We start from the raw sequence: 23,546 nt of genomic DNA, 5'->3' as shown, positions 1-23,546 counted from the left end.
TGTACGTCTCCGACCGGATCAGCCGTTCAACCCGGGATGTGACGGCCCGCACCGTTGCCGGGTCTCCGGGGCAGCCAAAACGACGCCGCGTAGTGTGTGGGGCGGTGTGTGGGCCCGGAGGGGTCCGAGCCGACCCCGACCTCCCCCGCCGAAGCCGGAAGGTGGCAATCCGTGAGCATGATCACCGAGCGCCCCGTCAGCGACTCTGCCGGGCACCCGCCGGTGCGCGTGGCGGAGGCCCGGGCGACCGGCCGGCGGGACGTACGGGCCGTGGTGGCCGCGTACGTGGCGCTCACCAAGCCGCGGATCGTGGAGCTGCTGCTGGTCACCACCGTGCCGGCCATGATGCTGGCCGACGGTGGCATGCCGGCCCTCTGGCTGGTGGCCGTGGTGCTGGTCGGCGGCTCGCTCGCCGCGGGCGCGGCCAGCGTGCTCAACTGCTACATCGACCGCGACATCGATCAGCTGATGCGGCGCACCAAGCGCCGGCCGCTGCCCGCGCACACCGTGTCGCCGCGCAGCGCGCTGACCTTCGGCCTGGTGCTCGCCGTGGTCTCGGTGGCGCTGATGGCCGCCACCACAAACTGGCTGGCCGCCGGGCTGACCCTCGCCGCGATTGCCTACTACGACCTGGTCTACACGCTCTGGCTGAAGCGCACCACGGCCGCCAACACCTTCTGGGGCGGCGCCTGTGGGGCCGCGCCGGTGCTCATCGGCTGGGCGGCGGTCACCGGCTCGCTGGCCCCGGCCGCGTGGGGCCTGTTCGCGGTGGTCTTCTTCTGGCAGATGCCGCACTTCTACGCGCTGGCGATCAAGTACAAGGCCGACTACGCGCGGGCGGGCATCCCCATGCTGCCGGTGGTGGCCTCGGTCCGCCGGGTCAACGCGGAGATCATCCTCTTCTCCTGGCTGACCCTGCTCTCCTCGCTGGCCGTCTGGCCGCTCGGGATGAGCCCGATCTACGGCGTCACCGCGCTGGTGGTCGGCGGGATCTTCGTCGTCGAGGCGCACAAGCTGTGCCGGCGCGCGGCGCGCGGCGAGGCGGTCAAGCCGATGCGGCTCTTCCACTGGTCCACCACCTACCTCACCATCCTGTTCGCGGCCGTCGCGCTCGACGCCCTGATCTAGATCCGTTTCCGGCGCTGACCGGGGTGGATGAGTTCCCTCTGTCGCGGATTTCATCAGAATTTTTTTCGGCCTGAGCTGGACGGGCTCAACCCGGACAGACTGTGACGATCTTCCCCGCCCGATTTGGTCAGACATAGGCGACATGTACGGGCGAATTACCTGTGGTCTTCCTTAAACCAGTAGGTAATTGGCATCACATTCAGTTCATCGTTCTCGCACATCCGGGTGGATGTCTGCTTAGGCTTCGCGTCATGGCAGATGGTTCCGATACGACGCTGACGGCTGACAAGACCGCCGAGCAGGCCCCCAACGGCCTGGTCGCGGGCATCAAGTCGTTCGCCGCCGGACACGGCGGAGCGAAGGCGGTCATCGAGTACGTCGGCAAGCGCGGCGCACGGATCGTCCTCGTGGGTGAGGACGGGGCGTGGGCCGACCAGTTCGCCGACGGCACCGACGTCGCGCGGCAGGCCTGCGCCAAGGCAGGGGTCGCCGTCGAGAACGCCTGGGAGCGTGAGCTGATGGACCAGATGCGCCCGAGCAACGACCTCTGGCGGTCGATGGCCCGGCGCACGATGGCCCGTTGACATAAATTGACCAACCACCACCAGCCGACCCGGGGGGAACCCCGGGTCGCTCTCGTCACCTGCACCGCACTACCCGACCTCGACCCGGACGACCGGCTCGTGCTCGCCCCGCTTTTCGCCCGCGGCGTCACCGCCGAAACGGTCGTCTGGGACGACCCGGCCGTCGACTGGTCCCGCTACGACCTGGTCGTGCTCCGCTCGCCCTGGGACTACGCGCTCCGCCGCGACGAGTTCGTCGCCTGGGCGCGCACCGTGCCCGCCCTGGTCAACCCGGCCGACGTGGTCGCCTGGAACACCGACAAGCGGTACCTGGCCGAGCTGTCCGCGGCCGGGGTGCCCACCGTGCCGACCGCCTGGGTCGAGCCCGGAGACGACTGGACCCCGCCCGCCGGCACCGGGGAGTACGTGATCAAGCCGGCGGTCAGCGCCGGCAGCCAGGACACCGGCCGGTACGACCTGGCCGACCCGGAGCACCGGGAGCTGGCGGTGGCCCACGTGCGGCGGCTCTCCGCGGCCGGCCGGGTCACCATGGTCCAGCCGTACCTCTCGGCCGTCGACACCGCCGGGGAGACCGCGCTGCTCTTCCTGGCCGGCCCGGACGGGCTGGCGTTCAGCCACGCCATCCGCAAGGGGCCGATGCTGACCGGCCCCGACCGGGGCGTGGCCGAGCTGTACAGGGAGGAGCGGATCGACGCCCGGACGGCCAGCCCGGAGCAGCTCGACACCGCGGAGAAGACCCTGGCCGTGGTGCCGGGCGGCACCGACCGGCTGCTCTACGCCCGGGTGGACCTGATTCCCGGCCCGGACGGGGCACCCGTCCTCGTCGAGCTGGAGCTGACCGAGCCGAGCCTGTTCGTCGGCCACGCCGACGGTGCACCGGACCGGCTCGCCGCGGCGATCGCCACCCACCTGGCCCGGCGGTCCTGACCCGCGCCCCGGCCCGCGCCGGGCGGGCCGGAGCCGGCGTCACTCCCCGTCGCAGTGGTTGCGCTCCCAGCGGCCGCCGATCGGCGGGGTGTCCAGCCGGACCGCGCTCTCGTTCCCGGCGAGGTCGTTGTCCTGCACCCGGCAGGACAGGCAACTGCCCGCCCCGGTGATCCAGAGCCCGTAGGTCTGGGTGTGCTCGTCCCGGTGCCAGATCCGGTTGCCCCGCACGGTGGCCGAGTCGAACGGCGCGTTGACGGCGATCCCGGCGCGCTCCGGCGGGCCGGCGGGCAGCTCGTACGGCGTGCCGGGCGCTGGGACGGCCTCGTTCCAGCCGGTGGCCCCGTCGGGCCGCACCTCGGCCAGGGACAGCTCGTCGCCGGTGTTGTCGGCCACCACCGCGGTCCGCGAGTCGACCCGCAGGATCTTGCCGCGGTGCCCGCCGGGCGGCCAGTCCGCCGACCCGTCGGTGACCCGGCGCGGGGCGTACCGGACCGTCGGGCCGGAGCCGCGGCAGGCCGGCGCGGACCGCCGCCCGTTGTCCCGGATCCGGTTGTCCACCACCGCGGCGTCGCGCATCGGCCGGTCGATCCGGATCCCGTCGAGCGCGTTGTCCCAGATGTCGTTCCCCTGGATCACCACGTCCGTCGCCGCGCCTCGGTACCCGTGGCCCAGGTCGTGCTCGTGGTAGCCGTAGCCGCCGTTGCGGCTGATCCGGTTGCCCCGGACCACGTACGGGCCGGGGGTGTTGCCCATGCTGATCCCGTCGCCGACGTTGCGGTCGATCACACAGTCGACCAGCAGTCCACCGCGCCCGGCGATCCCGGCCGTGCCGTTGGCCGAGACGTCGAACCCGGCCTCGAGGTTGTTCGTGAGCGTGCAGGCCGAGACGATCAGCCCGTCGGCGCCCCAGTCGGAGATGCCGAACCGGTTGGCCTGGCTGTGGCACCCGACGATGCGGAAGCCGCGCGGCGGCGGCCAGTAGTCCTTCTGCAGCTCCAGGAAGATCCCGTTGGTCCCGTTGCCGACGGTGGTGCAGTTGGCGATCGTGAGCCGCTCCACGTCGCCCCAGCCGCCGATGCCGACGCCGATGCCGGCGCCGCCCATCTGCTCGCCGTTGTCCAGCCGGCCGCAGCCCACCACGACCACGCCGTCGATCAGGCTGTCCTGGAGGAAGTCGCAGCCCAGGCCCGTCGCCCCGGTGTGGTGGATGTAGAGGTTGCGGAAGACGCCGCGCACCACGTACTGGAGGCCGAGGCCCTTGGCCAGGTAGTTGTACTGGGCCATGCCGACGCCGGAGCCGTCGATCTCGAAGTCGGCGAAGGTGCAGTCGGCGATGTGCCGGTCCCGGTCCGCGCCGTGCTGCACGGTGGTCCAGAACGCCAGCGGGACGGGGTCGTCCCGGTTGCCCTCGTTGCTGAGCAGGAACCGGGTCGCCGCGGGTCCCGCGCCGATCAGCGACACACCGCTGCGCCAGACGGTGCCGGCGTCCCGGATCGAGTAGATGCCCGGCGGGCAGTAGATGACCCGGGCCCGGCCGTCGGCGTCGTACCCCTCGCCCAGCCGGTCCACCAGGGCGGCCAGGGCCGGCTGGTCGTTGGTCACGCCGTCGCCGGTGATCCCGAAGTCGTGGGCGTCGCACCACAGGGGCGCGCCGGCCACCGGCGTCAGCCGCTGCGGGACGGTCGTGGACAGGCCCTTGCGCGACACCGGCGGCTCCCCTCGGACGGTCCGTGGCGCGGACCGCATTCCCGCTGCCGTCGGGGGGTAACGCCACGCGCGCCCCGGGCGGCGGCCCCGGGCGGCGGGTGACCGGCTGGCCGGGCGCTTCAGCCGGCCGGTGACCGGCCGGCGGGGGGCCTCAGACGGCGGCGGTGACCGGCTGGGCGGCGGGGGTGGCCGGCGCCGGCGGGGCGGCCGGGCGCCGCTCCCGGGTGGCCCAGAGCACGCCGAGGGTCGCCAGCAGCACCAGGCAGGAGCCGAGCATGTGCGCGGCGACCAGCACGGCGGGCAGGTGGGTGAAGTACTGCACGAAGCCGATCAGGCCCTGCCCCAGCTCGACCGCGACCAGCACCCCGGCCGCCCGGGCGGCCCGGGTGGCCCCCACCGCGCGGAACGCGAAGAGCAGCGCCACCGAGAGGCCGATCAGCAGGAACACCCCGTCGGCGTGCACCTGGGAGATCGCCTCCGGGTCCAGGCCGTTGCGGGCCGCGCCCTGGTCGCCCGCGTGCGGCCCGCTGCCGGTCACCCAGGTGCCGACGACCAGCACGGCCGCGCTCACCACGGTGGTGAGCCCGGCGAGGGTACGCAGCGGCGCCGGCACGGTCGGCGTCACCGGACCGTCCGGCTCCGTGGTCCGCTTCCAGCACGCGTACGCGGCGGCGATCACCGCCATCGAGGCGAGGAAGTGCAGCCCGACCACCCACGGGTTGAGGTTGGTGAGCACGGTGATGCCGCCGACGACGGCCTGGGCGGGGATGCCGAACAGCACGCCGATTGACAGCGGCAGCAGCCCCCGCGGGCGGGTCCGCTGGGCCAGCACGGCGAGCACCACGGCCAGCGCGATGACGCCCACGGCGAAGGTGAGCAGCCGGTTGCCGAACTCGATCGCCCCGTTGATGCCCATCTCCGGCGTGGCGATGTACGACTCGTCGGTGCACCGGGGCCAGGTCGGGCAGCCGAGCCCGGAGCGGGTGAGCCGGACACCCCCGCCGGTGACCACGATCGCCACGTTCGCGATGATCGAGGTGTACGCGAGGCGGCGCAGCAGCGTGGGGGAGACCGGGAACCGGACGGAAGCCTTCACGGAGCGAATCCTACGCACCGTAGTTGATCCCGATCGGGTGACTCCGCGACACCGGTGGTCGGGATCACCGGACCCCGGGTTTGCGGGCCTCTGGCGAATTACGTAACGTTGGCGTTGTGAAAAACGCGGCGGCGCCTTTCGGGCAGCAGCAGGCGACCGTTCCGGTCGTCAGCCCAGCCGCGTCCGCGGATCTCTCCACCCGTGACCGCGTCACCCAGCTGCTGCTGGAGCGGGGCGCGACCACCGCCGGCCAGCTCGGCTCGGCCCTCGGGCTCAGCCCGGCCGCGATCCGCCGGCACCTCGACGCGATGCTCGCCGACGGCGACGTGGAGGCGCGCGAGCAGGTCGTGCGGGGCAGCCGGGGCCGCGGCCGGCCGGCCCGGGTCTTCGTGCTGACCGAGGCGGCCCGGGTGCGCTGCGGCACCCACCACTACGACAACATCGCCACCGCCGCCCTGCGCTGGATCGCCCGCACCGGCGGCTCGCGGGCCGTCGAGGCGTTCGCCGCCGAGCAGGTGACCGCGCTGGAGGAGCGCTGCCGCGCCGCCATGGAGGACGCCGGCACCGATCCGCTCGCCCGGGCGGAGGCGCTCGCGGGGGCGCTGACCGCCGAGGGCTACGCTGCCAACGCGTCCACGATCGCCTCCGGCGGCCAGCTGTGCCAGCACCACTGCCCGGTGGCGCACGTGGCCGCCGAGTTCCCCCAGCTGTGCGAGGCCGAGACCGCGGTGATCTCCCGTCTGGTCGGCACCCACGTGCAGCGCCTGGCCACCATCGCGCACGGCGACGGGGTGTGCACCACGCACATCCCCACCCAGCCGCGTGCCCAGTCCGGTAACACCGTCACCACTGTGAGGACAGATAGATGACCGAGCAGATCGTCCAGCCCCTGACCCAGGAGGAGCAGCTCGCCGCTCTGGGTCGCTACGAGTACGGCTGGGCCGACCCCGACGTCGCGGGGGCGTCCGCCCAGCGCGGCCTCAACGAGGCGGTGGTGCGGGACATCTCGGCCAAGAAGAACGAGCCGGCCTGGATGCTCGACCTGCGCCTGAAGGGCCTGCGGCTGTTCGACCGCAAGCCGATGCCGGCCTGGGGCGCGGACCTCACCGGGATCGACTTCGACAACATCAAGTACTTCGTGCGGTCCACCGAGAAGCAGGCCACCAGCTGGGAGGACCTGCCCGAGGACATCAAGAACACCTACGACCGGCTGGGCATCCCGGAGGCGGAGAAGCAGCGGCTGGTCGCCGGCGTCGCGGCGCAGTACGAGTCCGAGGTCGTCTACCACAAGATCCGTGAGGACCTCGAGGAGCAGGGTGTCATCTTCCTGGACACCGACACCGCGCTGCGCGAGCACGAGGACATCTTCAAGGAGTACTTCGGCACGGTGATCCCGGTCGGCGACAACAAGTTCGCCGCCCTGAACACCTCTGTCTGGTCCGGTGGCTCGTTCATCTACGTGCCGAAGGGCGTGCACGTGGAGATCCCGCTGCAGGCCTACTTCCGGATCAACACGGAGAACATGGGCCAGTTCGAGCGGACGCTGATCATCGTCGACGAGGGTGCGTACGTGCACTACGTCGAGGGCTGCACCGCGCCGCTCTACTCCTCGGACTCGCTGCACAGCGCGGTCGTCGAGATCATCGTCAAGAAGAACGCCCGGTGCCGCTACACGACCATCCAGAACTGGTCGAACAACGTCTACAACCTGGTGACCAAGCGCGCCGTCTGCCACGAGGGCGCGACCATGGAGTGGGTCGACGGCAACATCGGCTCCAAGGTCACCATGAAGTACCCGGCGGTCTACATGACCGGCGAGCACGCCAAGGGCGAGGTGCTCTCGGTGGCCATGGCCGGCGAGGGCCAGCACCAGGACGCGGGCGCCAAGATGGTGCACGCCGCGCCGCACACCTCCTCGACCATCGTGTCGAAGTCGATCGCCCGGGGCGGCGGCCGCACCTCCTACCGGGGCCTGGTGCAGGTGCTGGAGGGCTCGCACAGCAGCCGCAGCACGGTCAAGTGCGACGCGCTGCTGGTCGACACCATCTCCCGCTCCGACACCTACCCCTACGTCGACATCCGCGAGGACGACGTGTCGATGGGGCACGAGGCGACCGTCTCCAAGATCAGCGACGACCAGCTCTTCTACCTGATGAGCCGGGGCCTGAGCGAGGACGAGGCGATGGCCATGATCGTGCGCGGCTTCATCGAGCCGATCGCCAAGGAGCTCCCGATGGAGTACGCCCTGGAGCTCAACCGCCTGATCGAGCTCCAGATGGAGGGCGCGGTCGGCTGACCGCCGCGCGGCCCGGACCCGTTACGCCGCGTCGCGACCAGCGCGACCGACCCTCCGATCAATCGCTGAACAGACCAAGGAAGAGATGACTACCCAGGCTTCCGCGCCGCCCGCGACCAAGTCGCAGGCGCTCCGCTCGTACGACGTCGCCGACTTCCCGGCCCTCACCGGCCTGGAGGAGGAGTGGCGCTTCACCCCGCTCAAGCGCCTGCGCGGGCTGGCCGGCGGGGCGCAGGCCGCGACCGGCACGGTCCGCCACGAGCACGGTGACCTGCCCGAGGGCGTCACCGTGGGCCGGATCGGCAAGGACGACCCGCGGGTGGGCAGCGTGCTCACCCCGTTCGACCGGATCAGCGCACTGGCGTACGGCGGGGTGGACGAGGCGCTGCTGGTGCAGGTCGCCCGGGACGCCGTGGTCGAGGCGCCGGCGAGCCTGCGGGTGGTCGGCGGGGGCGCCGACGCGCTCGCCCTGGGCCACACCTTCGTCGAGGTGGGCCGGTTCGCCGAGGTGACCCTTGTGCTGGAGCACGTCGGGTCGGCCACCTTGGCCGACAACGTCGAGGTGGCGGTGGGCGACGGCGCGAAGCTGACCCTGGTGACCGTCGCCGACTGGGCCGACGACGCGGTGCAGGCGCAGCACCTCAAGGTCAAGCTGGGCCGCGACGCCAAGGTGATCCACGTGCAGGTCAGCCTCGGTGGCGACCTGGTCCGGCAGTACACCTCGGTGGAGTACACGCAGCGCGGCGGCGAGGCCGAGCTGTACGGCGTCTACTTCGCCGACTCCGGCCAGCACCTGGAGCACCGGCAGCTGGTCGACCACACGGTGCCGGACTGCCGCAGCTACGTGGGCTACCGGGGCGCCCTGCAGGGCGACAGCGCGCACACCGTCTGGGTCGGTGACGTGCTGATCCGGGCCGAGGCGACCGGCACCGACACGTACGAGATCAACCGGAACCTGCTGCTCACCGACGGCGCCCGCGCGGACTCGGTCCCCAACCTGGAGATCGAGACCGGCGAGATCGCCGGCGCCGGGCACGCCAGCGCGACCGGCCGCTTCGACGACGAGCAGCTCTTCTACCTCATGGCCCGGGGCATCCCGGAGGCCGAGGCCCGCCGCCTGGTGGTCCGCGGCTTCTTCGCCGAGCTGATCAACAAGATCCCGGTCGACGAGCTGCGCGAGCGGCTCGGCGACGCGATCGAGGCCCGCCTCGCGAAGGCCGGCGCCTGATGATCAAGATCTGCTCCACCGAGGACGTGCCGAAGGGCACCGCGATCAGCGCCGACGTCGACGGCACGCAGATCGCGATCGTGCACGGCGAGGACGACGCGTTCTACGCCGTGTACGACGAGTGCTCGCACGCCGCGGTGGCCCTCTCCGAGGGCGAGGTCGACGGGTGCACGCTGGAATGCTGGCTGCACGGATCCCGTTTCGACCTACGGACCGGCGAGCCCACCGGGCTGCCCGCCACCGAACCCGTTCCCGTCTATCCCGTCGAAGTCCGCGACGGCGACATCTACGTCAGCCTGACGCCGAGCAATGGAGTGACCCGCTGATGAGCACCCTGGAGATCCGCGACCTGAAGGTGTCGGTCAAGCTGCCCGAGGGTGAGCTCAAGCCGATCCTGGCCGGCGTGGACCTGACCGTGAAGTCGGGCGAGACCCACGCGATCATGGGCCCGAACGGCTCCGGCAAGTCGACCCTCGCGTACTCGATCGCCGGCCACCCCAAGTACGAGATCACCGGCGGCTCGGTGACCCTCGACGGCGAGGACGTGCTGGCCATGTCCGTCGACGAGCGGGCCCGCGCCGGCCTCTTCCTGGCCATGCAGTACCCGGTCGAGGTCCCCGGCGTGTCGGTGGCCAACTTCCTGCGCACCGCCAAGACCGCCATCGACGGCGAGGCGCCGAAGCTGCGCACCTGGGCCGGCGAGCTGCGCGGCGCCATGGAGAAGCTCCAGATGGACCCGGCGTTCGCCCAGCGCAACGTCAACGAGGGCTTCTCCGGCGGCGAGAAGAAGCGGCACGAGATCGTGCAGCTGGAGCTGCTCAAGCCGAAGATGGCCATCCTCGACGAGACCGACTCGGGCCTCGACGTGGACGCGCTGCGCGTGGTCAGCGAGGGCGTCAACCGGGTGCGCGACACCGGCGACACCGGCCTGCTGCTGATCACCCACTACACGCGGATCCTGCGCTACATCAAGCCCGACTTCGTGCACGTCTTCGTGGCCGGCCGGATCGTCGAGCAGGGCGGCCCGGAGCTGGCCGACAAGCTCGAGGAAGAGGGCTACGAGCGGTACGTCGCCGGAGCCGGCTCGGCGCGGGCCTGAGCGAGGACCCGATGACCTCGATCGCGATCCCGTCGGGCATGCCGCAGTACGACGACGTGCCCCGCTTCGACGTGGCCCGGGTGCGCGCCGACTTCCCGATCCTCGACCGGGAGGTCAACGGGCACCCGCTGGTCTACCTCGACAGCGCGAACACGTCGCACAAGCCGCGGCAGGTGCTCGACGTGCTCGCCGAGCACTACGCGCGGCACAACGCCAACGTGTCGCGCTCGGTGCACACGCTGGGCACCGAGGCGACCGAGGCCTACGAGGGCGCCCGGGCGAAGATCGCCGCGTTCATCAACGCGCCCAGCGCGGACGAGGTGGTCTTCACCAAGAACTCCACCGAGGCGATCAACCTGGTGGCGTACGCGTTCTCCAACGCCTCGCTGCGCGCGGACGCCGACCCCCGGTTCCGGATCGGTCCCGGTGACGAGATCGTGATCTCCGAGATGGAGCACCACTCGAACATCGTTCCGTGGCAGCTCCTCGCGGAGCGGACCGGCGCGACCCTGCGCTGGTTCCCGGTCACCGACCACGGCCGGCTCGACGAGTCCGGCCTGGACGACCTGGTGACCGAGCGAACGAAGATCGTCTCGCTGGTGCACATGTCCAACATCCTCGGCACGGTCAACGCCACCGCGCGGATCACCAAGCGGGTCCGCGAGGTGGGCGCCCTGCTGCTGCTCGACTGCTCGCAGTCGGTGCCGCACCTGCCCATGGACGTGGTCGACTACGACGCGGACTTCATCGTCTTCACCGGCCACAAGATGTGCGGCCCGACCGGCATCGGCGTGCTCTGGGGCCGGGGCGAGCTGCTCGCCGCGATGCCCCCGGTGTTCGGCGGCGGCTCGATGATCGAGACCGTGACGATGGCGCGCTCGACGTTCGCGGCGCCGCCGGCCCGGTTCGAGGCGGGCACCCCGCCGATCGCCGAGGCGATCGCGCTCGGCGCGGCGGTGGACTACCTCACCGGCATCGGGATGCGGGCCATCCAGTGGCACGAGAAGGAGCTGACGGCGTACGCGCTGGACGCCCTCGCCACCGTGCCCGGGCTGCGCGTCTTCGGCCCGAACGTGCCGGTCGGCCGGGGCGGGACGATCTCCTTCGCGCTCGGCGACGTGCACCCGCACGACGTCGGGCAGGTGCTCGACTCGCTCGGCGTGCAGGTCCGGGTGGGGCACCACTGCGCCAAGCCGGTGTGCACCCGGTTCGGCGTGCCGGCCACCACCCGGGCGTCGTTCTACCTGTACACCACGACCGAGGAGATCGACGCGCTGGTGGCCGGTCTCGAGCAGGTGCGGAAGGTGTTCGACTGATGCAGCTCGACCAGCTCTACCAGGAGATCATCCTGGACCACTACAAGCACCCGCACGGCCGCGGCCTGCGGGACGCGACGGACCCGGCCGGCCGGGTCGGCGAGGCGCACCACGTCAACCCGACCTGCGGCGACGAGATCACCGTGCGGGTGGCCACCGACGGCAAGGTGTTCACCGACATCTCGTACGACGGGATGGGCTGCTCGATCAGCCAGGCATCGGCCAGCGTGCTGCACGAGCTGCTGCGCGGCCGGGCCGCCGACGACGCCGCCACGGTGCACGAGGCGTTCGTCGAGTTGATGTCCGGGCGTGGCCAGGTCACGCCGGACGAGGACGTGCTCGGAGACGGGGTGGCGTTCGCGGGTGTCGCGCGCTACCCGGCACGGGTGAAGTGCGCGCTGCTGTCGTGGATGGCGTTCAAGGACGCCGCGGCACGCGCCGGGGTGGGCGTGAGCCCGGAGGTGAAGGCATGAGCAGCGAAGAGACCGCCCCGACGCCGGAGCCCGGCGCCGTGGCGACCGACGGCGCGACGGCCGGCGGCGGCAAGGCCGCGATCGACGACATCGAGGAGGCGATGAAGGACGTCGTCGACCCCGAGCTGGGCATCAACGTGGTCGACCTCGGCCTGGTGTACGGCATCCACGTCGACGACCAGAACGTCGCCACCCTGGACATGACGCTGACCTCGGCGGCCTGCCCGCTCACCGATGTGATCGAGGACCAGGCCCGGCAGGCGCTGACCACCGGCCCGGGCGGCGGCCTTGTCGACGACATCCGGATCAACTGGGTCTGGCTGCCGCCGTGGGGGCCCGACAAGATCACCGACGAGGGTCGCGACCAGCTCCGCTCCCTCGGCTTCAACGTCTGACCGGTTCCCCGGTCCCCGTCGAGCGCGACACCCCTGCGGGTGCCGCGCTCGACGCGTCTCCAGCAGATCTTGGTAGCAAACGGCCCTCACCGGGGCCGTTTCCGTTCCAAGATCTCCGCGAGGTGCCGCTGCGGAAAACAAGTGGCGGGGTGGGGGAGGGGGCGGCAGGATGGGCGCGTGATCGAGGCGTACCCGAAGCAGGTTTCTGTCCGTGCGGCCACTGCCGCGCGTCGACAGCGCGCCCTGCCGCCGGCCGCCTCGACCCGCCGCCCGCCGTCGTGACCGGGGCGTTCCTCGCCGGTCTGGTGGCCGGCTACGGCGTCGCCGTGCCGGTCGGCGCGATCGCGATCCTCATTCTGGGGCTGAGTGCCCGTACCTCGTTCCGGGTCGGCGCGGCCGCCGCGCTCGGGGTCGCCACCGCCGACGGCCTCTACGCCGCCGTGGCGGCGCTCGGCGGCGCGGCGGTGGCCGGCCGGCTCACGCCGATCGCCGGGCCGTTGCGCTGGGTCGCCGCCGGCGTGCTGCTCGCTCTTGCCGCGCACGGAGCCTGGCGGGCGCTGCGCCCACCCGCGCCGGCCGGCCCGTCGCCGGCGCGCGGCGGCCTGGACACCCCGGCCCGGGCGTTCGGCGCGATCCTCGCCCTGACCCTGCTCAACCCGGCCACCGTGATCTACTTCGCGGCCCTCGTCCTGGGCCGGGGCGACGCGGCCGGCGCCGGTCCGCGGGCGGCGGCGCTGTTCACCCTCGGAGCCTTCCTCGCCTCGGCCAGTTGGCAGTTGGTGATCGCCGGTGGCGGCACGCTGATCGGCCGGGCTCTCACCGGCCGGCGCGGCCGCCGGGCCACCGCCCTGCTGTCCAGCGCCATCATCGCGGCGCTCGCCGTCACCACCCTCCTGGGCGGCTGACCGGCCGCCACCCACCACCCTCCATGCCGGACGGTGGTGGGCGCCGGCCGGTGTCCTGTCAGGAGGACCTCGACCGTCCGGCCGATGTCCCGGACCCGTCGTCCGCCTAGGGTCCTGACCATCTGTGGATCACTCACGCACGCCCCGCTACCGCCGGGCGTCGGGCGTCCGCAGCACTCGGGAACCGAGCAGGGGAGACGATGTGAGGACAATCCTGGTACGCCCACCGGACCGCCGTTCACGAGATGGCCGGGCGCGGCGTGGCCGGTTGGCTGCTGTTCTGGTCGCCGCGCTGGCCGCGGCGGTGCTGCCGGCGCTGGCGGCCCCGGCCCCGGCCGCCGCGGCCCCGCCCGCCGGGGGACCGTGGCACAAGGTGGACGGCAAGCCCGCGCCGACCAAGGCCGGCCGCAAGGCGGCGGTGCACGCGGAACGGCTGACCACGTACACCCTGGACCGGCAGAGCATGAAGGGTGTGCTCGACAAGGCGCCGCCGGAGCGGAACCGCTCGCTCCGCGCGTCGGCCCAGGTCGTGACGCTGCCCGCGCCGAACGGGACCTTCCAGCGCTTCGAGCTGGTGGACTCGCCCGTCATGGAGGCCGGCCTGGCCGCGGCGCACCCCGAGATCACCACGTACGCCGGTCGGGGCCTGGACGACCCGACCGCGAGCGTACGCGCGGACCTGACGCCGCTCGGCTTCCACGCCTCGGTCCGCTCGGCGGCCGGGAACTGGTACGTCGACCCGTACTACCACCTGGACCAGAGCCTCTACGCGAGCTACTTCGTCCGGGACCTGGCGAACCCGCACGGCGACCTCGTCGAGCGGGAGGACGTCATGGCGGCCGCCCAGGCGCTCGAGGGCGAGGTGGGCGTGGCGCCCACCGAGGTACCCACCGGACCGAAGGTGTTGCTGCGCACCTACCGGGTGGCGCTGGTGACCGACCCCTCCTACGCCACCTTCTTCGGCGCGGAGAACGTCACCGCGGCCAAGGTCACCCTGATGAACCGGGTCACCCAGATCTACGAGGACGAGACCGCGATCCGGCTCGTGCTGATCAACGACACCGAGAAGACCAACCTCAACACCCCGGCGCTCGCCACCGAGCCCAACGGCCCGTGCGGTGCGGCGGCCTGCTTCACCCCGGCCCAGCTCAGCTCCTGCGGCAGCGGCACGCTCAGCCGCAACCGCATCGTGCTCGGCCAGCTCGTCGGCGCCGGCAACTACGACGTGGGCCACGTCGGCCTCGGCGTCAACGGCGGTGGTGTGGCGAGCCTCGGCGTCATCGGCGGCAACGGCAAGGCCCAGGGCTGCACCGGTCTGCCGACACCGGTCGGTGACTTCTACGCGGTGGACTACGTGGCGCACGAGATGGGCCACCAGTTCGCCGGGAACCACACCTTCAACGGCAACCAGTGGAACTGCTCGGGTGGCAACCGGAGCGCGGCCAACTCGTACGAGCCGGGCAGCGGATCGTCCATCATGGCCTACGCCGGGATCTGCCAGCAGGACAACCTCCAGCCGCACAGCGACCCGTACTGGTCGCACCGCAGCTACACCGAGATCACCAACTACGTCACCTCGACCCGCCCGGCCATCAACGAGGTGCAGACGGTGTCGCTGCGCGACTTCGACACGGACGGCGACTCGTTCACGGTGTCCTGGAACGGCGTCGAGTCCGCGCCCATCGTGCGGGGAGTCAACTACAGCACGGCCGGCATCAAGGCGGCCGTCGAGGCGATCGCCGGCTGGCCGGCCGGTGCGACGGTCACCGTGGCCGCCTTCGGCGGCACCGGCGTGCTCGCCGACACCGGCTTCCAGGTCACCTTCGGTGGCACGCTGGCCGCCACCAACGTCGCCCCGCTCGCCCTGGCGGGCCTCTCCGGCGCGTCCGGGTTCGTGGGCGAGACCGCCAAGGGTGGCGCCATCGACAACGGCGGCTTCGTGGTCGAGGAGACCGCCAACCACGCGCCGGTGGTCACCGTGCCGGCCACCGTTGCGATTCCGGTGCGTACCCCGTTCGCCCTGTCCGGCAGCGCCACCGACTCGGACGGCGACACCCTCACCTACCTGTGGGAGCAGAACGACCGGGGCGGTGCCGCCGGCACCGCTCTGGTGAACAACACCAAGGTCAACGGCCCGCTGTTCCGGGTCTTCGGCACGGCCGCCGTCGTCTCGCCGAGCGACACCCTGAAGTACCACTCGCCCGGCCTGAACGCGGTGTCCGCCGATCCGACCCGGGTGTTCCCGGATCTGACTCAGATCCTCGCGGGGAACACGAACGCCAGGACCGGCGCCTGCCCGCCCGCGCCGGCGCCGCCGGCCAGCGGCGGTGCCACCAACGTGCCGGCGGACGTCATCGACTGCTACTCGGAGTTCCTGCCCACCCGGGACTGGGTCGGGTTCACCAACGACCGCACCATGCACTTCAAGCTCACCGCCCGGGACGGGCGGCCGGGTGGTGGCGGCGTCGGCAGCGCCGACGTCGCGGTGGTGCTGGCACCGGACGCCGGGCCGTTCCTGGTCACCTCGCAGGGTGCCGCCGCCGTGCTGGACGGTGGCTCCACGCAGGCGGTCACCTGGGACGTGGCCGGGACCGACGCGGCGCCGGTGAACGCCGCGCAGGTGAAGATCACGCTCTCCGCCGACGGCGGGAAGACCTTCCCGTACGTGCTGGCCGAGAGCACCCCCAACACCGGCAGCGCGACCGTGACCCTGCCGAACGTGGCGACGAAGCAGGCGCGGATCCGGATCGAGGCGGTCGGGAACGTCTTCTTCGACCTCAACGACGCCGACCTCACCATCCGGGCCGTGCCCGTGGTGTCGAACGACGCCCCGGCGGGCGGGGCCGTCGTCCAGTACAGCGACGGGCTCGCGCCGACGGTCACGGTCACCGCGACCGACGCGGACACGGTCGGGGCGGAGCTGACCCCGACCGCAGCCGGCCTGCCCGAGGGCCTGTCCCTGGCCGTGTCGGCCACCTCCGGTGCCGGCACGCCGGGTACGCGGAGCTGGGCGGTGACCGGGACCACCGGCGCGGCGCCGGGCGACTACCCGGTGACCGTGACGGTCACCGACGGCACCGGCCTGGCGGCCGGCACCTCGTTCACGATCCGGGTCGCCGCGGAGGACGCGGCGGCGAGCTGGGCCGGTGACACCCTGGTGACCACCGGCGGCGCCGGGAAGGCCCTGCTGCGGGCCGTCGTCCGGGACAGCGCCGTGCTGCCCGGTGCGACGGACACCACCGCGGGGGACATCCGCACCGCCACGGTGACCTTCGCCGAGGGCGGCGTGCCGCTCTGCACCGGCGTGCTGGAGCTGCTCGGCGAGGCCAGCACCAGCGCGTCCGCATCCTGCGAGGCCACCCTGCCCGCGGGCAGCCACACCGTCACCGCGACGGTCGGCGGCCACTACACGGGCGGCACCAGCGCCCAGGTGACCGTGGCGGCCTCCGACGGCTCGTTCCTCACCGGGGAGGGCGCGCTGGCCGCGGGCCGGTCCGCCGGCCGGTACCCGGCGACCGCCGGATCGCCGGTGACCGTCGACCTGGTCGCGAAGGCGGGCCAGCCCGGTAAGAGCCCGACCGGTTCCGCCACCGTCGGCTTCCGGTCCGGTGGCCGGAACTACGAGATCCGGGGCAGCGTCGTCGAGGGCGTCGGCCTGGACGGCAGCGGCGGGGCGGCGCAGGTGCGTTACCGGGCCACCCTTGTCGACCGCACCGGCGCGGTGGTGGCCGGTGGGCTGACCCTGGCCGTGACGGCGACCGACAGGGGTGCCCCCGGCCGGAACGACAGCGTCGGGATCACCCTGTGGCAGGGGGGTGCGCTGCTGTTCTCGTCCGACTGGACGGGCGCCGGCACCGCCGAGGTGAAGCTGACCAGCGGAAACCTCAGCATCCACTGACGTCGGGAGGCGCGGGAGGGCACCGGACCGGTGTCCTCCCGCGTTCGGTTTTCCGGTGCCGTACCGTCGTGGCATGAGCAGCCGACCCGCGGCCGGGGGCGGCCGGTGGGTCGAGGTCGACCCGGGCCGCGTCGCCCGCTGGGTCGAGGGCTTCGCCGACCGGCACGGCCCGCACACCACGACCGTCGAGGAGTACGGGCTGCTGCTCACGGCCCCGGACGGCGCGACCGCCGAGCTGCACACCCCGCCCGGCGCCCCGGCGACCGCCGACGTGCCCGGGTTCGTGACCGCGGCCGGCGCGCCCCGCCGGCTCGGCCTGCTGCTGGCCCGCAAGGGCGCGGTGGCGGTCGGCGTCGCCGAGGGCGCCGAGCTGGTCGTCTCCAAGGTGGACACCCGCTACGTGCAGGGGCGCACCGCCGCCGGCGGCTGGTCCCAGCAGCGCTTCGCCCGGCGCCGCGACAACCAGGCGAAGGCGGCGCTGGGCGACGCGGCCGAGCTGGCCGTACGCCTGCTGCTGCCGGAGGCGCCGACCCTGACGGCCCTGGTGTGCGGCGGGGACCGGCGGGCGGTGGACACGGTGCTGGCCGATCGCCGGCTGGCCGCGCTCACGGCGCTGCGCGCCGGCCGCCTCCTCGACGTGCCCGAGCCCCGGCGGGCGGTGCTGGTCGCTGCCGTCTCGGCGGCCCGGGCGGTCCACATCCTGGTCCGCTGAATGGGAAAGATCCCATCAAGACGGCTCAATCCGGTTCGGCGTTGATGCATTGAAGCAGGGCGATGCATAGGGTCGGTGCCACGAAGTGGTGGGTCTCCGGGCGACCCACCGGGGCAGCTTCGTCTCCGCTATCCAGGCACCGACATCGTTGGGAGAGAACAACTCCATGAGCGGACATCAGGACGGACGGCCGCGGGCCCGGTGGCGCCGTGCGACAAGGTTTCTCGCCGCTGCGGCGGCGTTGTCCATCGGTAGCGCCGTGCTCACCGCCGCGTTGACGACGGGCACGGCGGCCGCGAGCCCCGCACCCCAGCGTGGCGTGCTCGCCGCCCCGGCGGTCACCGGCGTCACCGCGGGCGCCGCGCACACGTGCGCCCTCCGTACCGACGGGGGACTGCTGTGCTGGGGCTCGAACTACAGCGGCCAGCTCGGTGACGGGACCACCACGAACCGGAGCACGCCGGCGCGGGTCGGCACGGCCACCTGGACCGGCGTCGACGCCGGCTCAGGGCACACCTGCGCGGTCCGGGCGGACGGGACGCTGTGGTGCTGGGGGTCGAACTTCCGGGGCCAGCTCGGTGACGGGACCACCACCAGCCGCCGCACCCCGGTGCAGGTGGGCACCGCCAACTCCTGGGCCAGGGTCGACGCCGGCCCCGCGCACACCTGCGCCGTGCGGACCGACGGCACCCTGTGGTGCTGGGGTTTCAACCGGACCTCGCAGCTGGGCGTCGGCAGCTCCCCGTACGTCGCGACGACCCCGGTGCAGGTCGGTACGGCGACCAACTGGGCGAGCGTCTCGACCGGCTTCGCGCACACCTGTGGCGTCCGCACCGACGGCACGCTGTGGTGCTGGGGCTACAGCTCGGACGGGCAGCTCGGTCTCGGCACCCTGGGCTCGCAGACGACGCCCGCACAGGTCGGCACCGCGACCACGTGGACCGGCGTCACGGCCGGCTACGCCCACACCTGCGGGGTCCGGGGCGGCACCCTCTGGTGCTGGGGTGAGAACGGGTACGGGCAACTGGGCGCGAGCGGCAGCTTCCAGACCGCGCCGGTCCAGGTCGGCACGGCCACCACGTGGAGCCGGGTCGGCGCGAGCGGCGACACCTCGTGCGCGTCCCGCACCGACGGCAGCCTCTGGTGCTGGGGCAAGAACACGACGGGGCAGGTGGGCGACGGCACCACCACCCACCGGACCGCGCCGACCCGCGTCGGTGACGCCACCACCTGGACGGGCGGCCCCGCCGTCGCCGACCACAGCTGCGCGATCCGTACCGACGGCGGCCTGTGGTGCTGGGGCGACAACAGTGGGGGGCAGCTGGGCGACGGCACCACCACCCCACGGCCCACCCCGGGCCAGGTGACCCTGCCGGCCTGACCCGGGGTCACGACATCGGGCCGCCGGCCTGCCTGCCGGGACATCCGGCGGGGCAGGACGGCGGCCCGAGGGCGGAACCGTTCCGGCTTACTACGCGGCGCCGAAGGTGTCGCACGCCTTCGGGTCGCCGGTGGAGAAGCCCTTGGTGAACCACTGCTTGCGCTGCTCGGAGGTGCCGTGGGTGAACTCGTCCGGGTTCACCGGCCGGCCCGAGCGCTGCTGGATCGCGTCGTCACCGATCTTCTCGGCCGTGTCGATCGCCTGCTGGATGTCCTGGTCGGTGATGCTCTTGAAGATCTTCTGGCCCTGCTCGTCGGAGGTGCCGGTGGCGTTCTTCGCCCAGGCGCCGGCGTAGCAGTCGGCCTGCAGCTCCAGCTTCACCGAGAGGGCGTTGGCGTTCTGCGGGTCGCGCTGCTGCTGGCGGCGCATCTGCGCCTCGGTGCCGAGCAGGTCCTGCACGTGGTGCCCGTACTCGTGGGCCAGCACGTACGGCTGCGCGAACTCGCCCTCGGCGCCGAGCTGGTCGGCGAGCAGGCGGTAGAAGGTGAGGTCGATGTAGACCAGGTCGTCGGCCGGGCAGTAGAACGGGCCGACGCCGGAGTCGGCCGCGCCGCAGCCGGTGCTCACGTTCTGGCTGAAGAACACGGTCTTCGACGGCTTGTACTGGTCGCCGAAGACCTCGGGCATGGCGGTCCGCCAGTACGCCTGGATCGAGTTGACGTAGAGCGTGTTGCGGCAGTCGAGCTGTTCCAGCGCGTCCTGCGCCGAGCACTTCTGCTCCAGCGAGGTGTTGTCGCCCTGCTCGGAGCCGCCGCCGTTGGTGGCCGCGTTCAGCCCGAAGCCGCCGCCCACCAGGGCGACCAGGACGGCGATGATGAGGCCCACGATCCCGCCCCGGCCGCCGCCGATCGGGATCGGGATGCCCATCCCGCCGCCTCCGCCGGACCCTCGCCGATCCTCCACCTGGCTGGTGTCGACCCGCGCGTTCTCGTTCAGCTCCATGTTGACCCCGATCACCGATTAGTCCGTGTGTGGTGGTTGCGGTACCGGACCGGGTCCGGACGGGGTTTTCGGTACCCGATGATCTTGCGCGGTAATCCGGCGGGCCCGCCGCGGGCCGCCCGGTACAATTGCCTCGTGCTGCGCTGCGAAGGCTGAACGGCCCCGCGCCGACGGGAACTGATGACCCGCCGGCGCTTTCGCGTGCCCTGAGTCAGCCCTTCGCCGAACCCCGAGAGCGAGTACCCCGACATGATCAACGCCACCGGCCTGGAACTGCGCGCCGGTTCCCGGATCCTGCTGTCCGACACCACGCTGCGGGTGCAGCCGGGTGACCGGATCGGCCTGGTCGGCCGCAACGGCGCCGGCAAGACCACCACCCTCAAGGTGCTGGCGGGGGAGGGGCAGCCGTACGCCGGGCAGATCGACCGGCGCAGCGCGATCGGCTACCTGCCGCAGGACCCGCGCACCGGCGACCTGGACGTCACCGGGCGGGACCGGGTGCTCTCGGCCCGCGGGCTGGACGTGCTCATGGCGCAGATGAAGGAGCTGGAGGCGAAGCTCGCCGAGGGCGCCGACGACGACAAGCTGGTCCGCCGCTACGGCGCGCTGGAGGACCAGTTCGCCTCCCTGGGCGGCTACGCGGCCGAGGCCGAGGCGGCCCGGATCTGCGCCAACCTCGGCCTGCCCGACCGGGCCCTGGCGCAGACCATCGGCACCCTGTCCGGCGGTCAGCGCCGCCGCATCGAGCTGGCCCGGATCCTCTTCCGCGACGCCGGCGAGAACGGCGGCGGCATCCTGCTGCTCGACGAGCCGACCAACCACCTCGACGCCGACTCGATCACCTGGCTGCGCGGCTTCCTCGCCAACCACAAGGGCGGCCTCATCGTGATCTCCCACGACGCGTCGCTGCTGGAGGCGGTGGTCAACAAGGTCTGGTTCCTGGACGCCACCCGCTCGGTGGTCGACGTCTACAACCTGGGCTGGAAGGCGTACCTGGAGGCGCGGGAGACCGACGAGCGGCGCCGCCGCCGGGAGCGGGCCAACGCCGAGAAGAAGGCCGGCGCGCTCATGGCGCAGGCGGACAAGATGCGGGCCAAGGCCACCAAGACCGTCGCCGCGCAGAACATGGCCCGGCGGGCCGAGAAGCTGCTGTCCGGCCTGGAGGACGTCCGGGTCGCCGACAAGGTGGCGAAGGTGCGCTTCCCCACCCCGGCCCCGTGCGGCAAGACCCCGCTCACGGCCTCCGCCCTGTCCAAGTCGTACGGGTCGCTGGAGATCTTCACCGACGTCAACGTGGCGGTGGACCGGGGCTCCCGGGTCGCCATCCTGGGTCTCAACGGCGCCGGCAAGACCACCCTGCTGCGGATGCTCGGCGGCCTGCTCGAACCGGACACCGGCGAGGTGCGCCCGGGGCACGGCCTGCGGCTCGGCTACTACGCGCAGGAGCACGAGACGCTGGACGTCGAGCGGACCATCCTGGAGCACATGCGCAGCGCCGCGCCCGAGCAGACCGACACGGACCTGCGCCGGATCCTCGGCGCGTTCCTCTTCTCCGGCGAGGACGTCGACAAGCCGGCCGGGGTGCTCTCCGGCGGCGAGAAGACCCGGCTGGCCCTGGCCACGCTGGTGTGCTCCGGCGCCAACGTGCTGCTGCTCGACGAGCCGACGAACAACCTCGACCCGGTCAGCCGCGAGCAGGTGCTCGACGCGATCGCCCGCTACCCGGGCGCCATCGTCCTGGTCACCCACGACCCGGGCGCGGTGCTGGCGCTGAAGCCCGACCGCGCCATCCTGCTCCCCGACGGCGACGAGGACGCCTGGTCCGACGACCTCCTGGAACTGGTCGAACTGGCCTGACCCCGTCAGGGAAGCAGGCGGGGGAGGACGCCGGAGGTGGTCAGGATGACCACGCCGAGGGCGACGAAGACGGCCGGGACCAGCCAGTGGCCGGCCCGGGTCGAGCGAGCGGGACACCGGCACGTGGACGGCGATGTTGTCGGCGCCGTTGGCCACCGTCACCCCGGCCACGCCGAGCAGGCTGCCCACCACGGCGGGCGGCTCGTCGTCGTCGCGCCGGCGGGTCAGCAGGGCGCGGACGCCCAGCGCGATCGGCGGCGGCCGCCGCGGCCGGCAGGTCGATCACCCCGGAAGCGTACGGGTCGGCCGGCCGGGCGGCTTCTCATGATCCGGCCGGACGGCGCCGGCTGACCGGTCAGAAGGATCACTCTATCGGGAAGCTGACATTGCATAGCGTGTCGGTTGGCGAATAGTTGATATCTGGCGCATGATCGTTCGAGGCGGTCTAATAGGTGGGACCGTATCCGAACCGCACAGTCTGGGACGTGAGGAATCAGCATGGCAGCCACCGGCACAGCCACCAGCACTGAGAAGGGTCGCCGGATCGTCGGGGCCGAGCGCCAGACGCTCGCCAAGGACCTGGTAAAGCGGTACACCTCGGGTGAGAGCATCCGTGCGCTCGCGGCCTCGACCGGCCGCTCCTACGGGTTCATCCACCGGGTGCTCACCGAGTCCGGGGTGCAGCTGCGGCAGCGTGGCGGCGCCCGGCGCCGCAAGAAGGCGTGACCCGCCCCCCAGCGTCGTCCATCAGCGCTGTGCTCCGGGCGGTCCGGTGACCGCCGAGACGACCGGAGTACGACTCGACTGCGACGGGCCGGTCGCGACGGTGACGTTGTGCCGGCCCGACGTGCTCAACGCCCAGACCCCGGCCATGTGGCGCGCGATGAGCGACTTCTCCCGGGAGCTGCCCGGCGACGTGCGCGTCGTCGTGGTGCGTGGCGAGGGGCGGGCCTTCTCCGCCGGCCTCGACCTGTCGGTCGCCGGCTCCTCCGGCCCGGGCTCCTTCGCCGAGCTGTCCACCCTGCCCGAGCAGGAGTGCGCCGACCGGATCGCGGAGTACCAGGGCGGTTTCACCTGGCTGCACCGGCCGGACGTGATCTCGATCGCCGCGGTGCAGGGCCACGCCATCGGCGCCGGGTTCCAGCTCGCCCTCGCCTGCGACCTGCGGGTGCTCGCCGAGGACGCGAAGCTCTCCATGGCCGAGGTGACCCTCGGTCTGGTCCCCGACCTGGCCGGCACCAAGCGCCTGGCCGAGCTGGTCGGCTATTCCCGTGCGCTGGAGATCTGCGCCACCGGCCGCCGGATGGACGCCGCCGAGGCGGACCGGATCGGCCTGGCCACCCTCGTCGTGACGGCCGCGGAGCTCGACGGCGCGGTGCGCGACCTGACGGCGGGCCTGCTGGCCAACAACCGGGACGCGATCGTGGAGATCAAGGCGCTGCTCGCGGGTGCGGGTGGGCGCAGTCACGCCGAGCAGCAGCGGGCCGAGCGGGAGGCACAGACCCGGCGGATCCGTGACCTGGCCGGGCGGGGCGAATAGTA

21 protein-coding genes are annotated in these 23,546 nt (G+C 72.5%); 18 read left to right on the top strand and 3 right to left on the bottom strand.

The annotated features are described in order from the left end of the window. Positions 1-171: 171 nt before the first annotated feature. The 3 genes from GA0070214_RS31105 (at position 172) to GA0070214_RS31095 (ending at position 2,639) form a co-directional block, all read left to right on the top strand. The gene (locus tag GA0070214_RS31105; RefSeq protein ID WP_091270097.1) at positions 172-1,128 is read left to right on the top strand and encodes a heme o synthase; all 957 of its coding nucleotides are present in this window, start codon (positions 172-174) and stop codon (positions 1,126-1,128) included. Positions 1,129-1,379: 251 nt separating this feature from the next. Beyond that, on the top strand, positions 1,380-1,712 hold the full coding sequence (locus GA0070214_RS31100; RefSeq protein WP_091270096.1) for a hypothetical protein: 333 nt from the start codon (positions 1,380-1,382) through the stop codon (positions 1,710-1,712). 6 nt (positions 1,713-1,718) lie between these two features. Then, entirely contained in the window at positions 1,719-2,639 is a 921-nt protein-coding gene (locus tag GA0070214_RS31095; protein ID WP_091270095.1) for an ATP-grasp domain-containing protein, read from the top strand. 39 nt (positions 2,640-2,678) lie between these two features. Here GA0070214_RS31095 and GA0070214_RS31090 read toward each other — a convergent pair whose 3' ends face one another. After that, positions 2,679-4,346, bottom strand: a complete 1,668-nt coding sequence (locus tag GA0070214_RS31090; RefSeq protein WP_091270094.1) for a right-handed parallel beta-helix repeat-containing protein — start codon at positions 4,344-4,346, stop codon at positions 2,679-2,681. Positions 4,347-4,497: 151 nt separating this feature from the next. After that, entirely contained in the window at positions 4,498-5,460 is a 963-nt protein-coding gene (locus tag GA0070214_RS31085; protein ID WP_208602969.1) for a COX15/CtaA family protein, read from the bottom strand. A gap of 98 nt (positions 5,461-5,558) precedes the next feature. Here GA0070214_RS31085 and GA0070214_RS31080 point away from each other — a divergent pair, with 98 nt between their 5' ends. From GA0070214_RS31080 to GA0070214_RS31025, 12 genes are all read left to right on the top strand, one after another. Then, positions 5,559-6,311, top strand: a complete 753-nt coding sequence (locus tag GA0070214_RS31080) for a helix-turn-helix transcriptional regulator (RefSeq protein WP_091270092.1) — start codon at positions 5,559-5,561, stop codon at positions 6,309-6,311. Further along, positions 6,308-7,738: a Fe-S cluster assembly protein SufB gene (gene sufB, locus GA0070214_RS31075; protein WP_091270091.1), complete on the top strand. Its 1,431-nt coding sequence runs from the start codon at positions 6,308-6,310 to the stop codon at positions 7,736-7,738. The genes GA0070214_RS31080 and sufB overlap by 4 nt, the downstream gene beginning before the upstream one ends. Before the next feature lie 85 nt (positions 7,739-7,823). After that, a complete protein-coding gene (gene sufD / locus GA0070214_RS31070) occupies positions 7,824-8,966 on the top strand; it encodes a Fe-S cluster assembly protein SufD (RefSeq protein WP_091270090.1) in 1,143 nt (380 codons plus the stop codon). Beyond that, positions 8,966-9,292 carry a non-heme iron oxygenase ferredoxin subunit gene (locus GA0070214_RS31065; protein ID WP_091270089.1) on the top strand — a complete coding sequence of 109 codons (327 nt, stop codon included), beginning with the start codon at positions 8,966-8,968 and terminating at the stop codon, positions 9,290-9,292. The genes sufD and GA0070214_RS31065 overlap by 1 nt, the downstream gene beginning before the upstream one ends. Continuing rightward, complete coding sequence (sufC, locus tag GA0070214_RS31060) at positions 9,292-10,065, top strand: Fe-S cluster assembly ATPase SufC (protein ID WP_091270088.1); 774 nt, start codon at positions 9,292-9,294, stop codon at positions 10,063-10,065. The genes GA0070214_RS31065 and sufC overlap by 1 nt, the downstream gene beginning before the upstream one ends. A gap of 11 nt (positions 10,066-10,076) precedes the next feature. Beyond that, entirely contained in the window at positions 10,077-11,381 is a 1,305-nt protein-coding gene (locus tag GA0070214_RS31055; protein ID WP_091270087.1) for a cysteine desulfurase, read from the top strand. Next, complete coding sequence (gene sufU / locus GA0070214_RS31050) at positions 11,381-11,854, top strand: Fe-S cluster assembly sulfur transfer protein SufU (RefSeq protein ID WP_091270086.1); 474 nt, start codon at positions 11,381-11,383, stop codon at positions 11,852-11,854. The genes GA0070214_RS31055 and sufU overlap by 1 nt, the downstream gene beginning before the upstream one ends. Further along, positions 11,851-12,249, top strand: coding sequence for a metal-sulfur cluster assembly factor (locus tag GA0070214_RS31045; protein ID WP_091270085.1), 399 nt, complete (start codon positions 11,851-11,853; stop codon positions 12,247-12,249). Before sufU ends, GA0070214_RS31045 begins: the two co-directional genes overlap by 4 nt. Positions 12,250-12,527: 278 nt before the next feature. Beyond that, a complete protein-coding gene (locus tag GA0070214_RS31040; protein ID WP_091270084.1) occupies positions 12,528-13,154 on the top strand; it encodes a LysE family transporter in 627 nt (208 codons plus the stop codon). 268 nt (positions 13,155-13,422) lie between these two features. Then, on the top strand, positions 13,423-17,052 hold the full coding sequence (locus tag GA0070214_RS31035) for a reprolysin-like metallopeptidase (RefSeq protein WP_244167930.1): 3,630 nt from the start codon (positions 13,423-13,425) through the stop codon (positions 17,050-17,052). Between the two features lie 73 nt (positions 17,053-17,125). Further along, entirely contained in the window at positions 17,126-17,764 is a 639-nt protein-coding gene (locus GA0070214_RS31030; RefSeq protein WP_091270083.1) for an acVLRF1 family peptidyl-tRNA hydrolase, read from the top strand. Positions 17,765-17,930: 166 nt separating this feature from the next. Then, complete coding sequence (locus GA0070214_RS31025) at positions 17,931-19,145, top strand: RCC1 domain-containing protein (protein WP_091270082.1); 1,215 nt, start codon at positions 17,931-17,933, stop codon at positions 19,143-19,145. A 90-nt stretch (positions 19,146-19,235) separates the two neighbouring features. Here GA0070214_RS31025 and ypfJ read toward each other — a convergent pair whose 3' ends face one another. After that, positions 19,236-20,147, bottom strand: coding sequence for a KPN_02809 family neutral zinc metallopeptidase (gene ypfJ, locus GA0070214_RS31020; RefSeq protein WP_091270117.1), 912 nt, complete (start codon positions 20,145-20,147; stop codon positions 19,236-19,238). Between the two features lie 249 nt (positions 20,148-20,396). On the opposite strand from ypfJ, the gene GA0070214_RS31015 reads away from it, so the two are divergent. The 3 genes from GA0070214_RS31015 to GA0070214_RS31000 all read left to right on the top strand — a co-directional run bounded on the left by GA0070214_RS31015 (position 20,397) and on the right by GA0070214_RS31000 (position 23,544). Beyond that, a complete protein-coding gene (locus tag GA0070214_RS31015; protein WP_091270081.1) occupies positions 20,397-22,004 on the top strand; it encodes an ABC-F family ATP-binding cassette domain-containing protein in 1,608 nt (535 codons plus the stop codon). A gap of 498 nt (positions 22,005-22,502) precedes the next feature. Beyond that, complete coding sequence (locus GA0070214_RS31005; RefSeq protein ID WP_007462679.1) at positions 22,503-22,730, top strand: helix-turn-helix domain-containing protein; 228 nt, start codon at positions 22,503-22,505, stop codon at positions 22,728-22,730. A gap of 46 nt (positions 22,731-22,776) precedes the next feature. Next, the gene (locus tag GA0070214_RS31000; RefSeq protein ID WP_091270080.1) at positions 22,777-23,544 is read left to right on the top strand and encodes an enoyl-CoA hydratase/isomerase family protein; all 768 of its coding nucleotides are present in this window, start codon (positions 22,777-22,779) and stop codon (positions 23,542-23,544) included. Positions 23,545-23,546 lie beyond the last annotated feature (2 nt).

The organism is Micromonospora chaiyaphumensis (genome assembly GCF_900091435.1).
Taxonomy (GTDB): domain Bacteria; phylum Actinomycetota; class Actinomycetes; order Mycobacteriales; family Micromonosporaceae; genus Micromonospora; species Micromonospora chaiyaphumensis.
This window is presented reverse-complemented; position numbering and strand designations above follow the sequence as displayed.

Excerpts from the sequence above, each read along its gene's own strand:
- GA0070214_RS31045 (WP_091270085.1), top strand. The coding sequence starts at position 11,851 with ATGAGCAGCGAAGAGACCGCCCCGACGCCGGAGCCCGGCGCCGTGGCG.
- GA0070214_RS31055 (WP_091270087.1), top strand. The coding sequence starts at position 10,077 with ATGACCTCGATCGCGATCCCGTCGGGCATGCCGCAGTACGACGACGTG.
- sufU (WP_091270086.1), top strand. The coding sequence starts at position 11,381 with ATGCAGCTCGACCAGCTCTACCAGGAGATCATCCTGGACCACTACAAG.
- GA0070214_RS31025 (WP_091270082.1), top strand. The coding sequence starts at position 17,931 with ATGAGCGGACATCAGGACGGACGGCCGCGGGCCCGGTGGCGCCGTGCG.
- GA0070214_RS31065 (WP_091270089.1), top strand. The coding sequence starts at position 8,966 with ATGATCAAGATCTGCTCCACCGAGGACGTGCCGAAGGGCACCGCGATC.
- sufB (WP_091270091.1), top strand. The coding sequence starts at position 6,308 with ATGACCGAGCAGATCGTCCAGCCCCTGACCCAGGAGGAGCAGCTCGCC.
- ypfJ (WP_091270117.1), bottom strand. The coding sequence starts at position 20,147 with ATGGAGCTGAACGAGAACGCGCGGGTCGACACCAGCCAGGTGGAGGAT.
- GA0070214_RS31005 (WP_007462679.1), top strand. The coding sequence starts at position 22,503 with ATGGCAGCCACCGGCACAGCCACCAGCACTGAGAAGGGTCGCCGGATC.
- GA0070214_RS31030 (WP_091270083.1), top strand. The coding sequence starts at position 17,126 with ATGAGCAGCCGACCCGCGGCCGGGGGCGGCCGGTGGGTCGAGGTCGAC.
- GA0070214_RS31015 (WP_091270081.1), top strand. The coding sequence starts at position 20,397 with ATGATCAACGCCACCGGCCTGGAACTGCGCGCCGGTTCCCGGATCCTG.
- sufC (WP_091270088.1), top strand. The coding sequence starts at position 9,292 with ATGAGCACCCTGGAGATCCGCGACCTGAAGGTGTCGGTCAAGCTGCCC.
- sufD (WP_091270090.1), top strand. The coding sequence starts at position 7,824 with ATGACTACCCAGGCTTCCGCGCCGCCCGCGACCAAGTCGCAGGCGCTC.
- GA0070214_RS31100 (WP_091270096.1), top strand. The coding sequence starts at position 1,380 with ATGGCAGATGGTTCCGATACGACGCTGACGGCTGACAAGACCGCCGAG.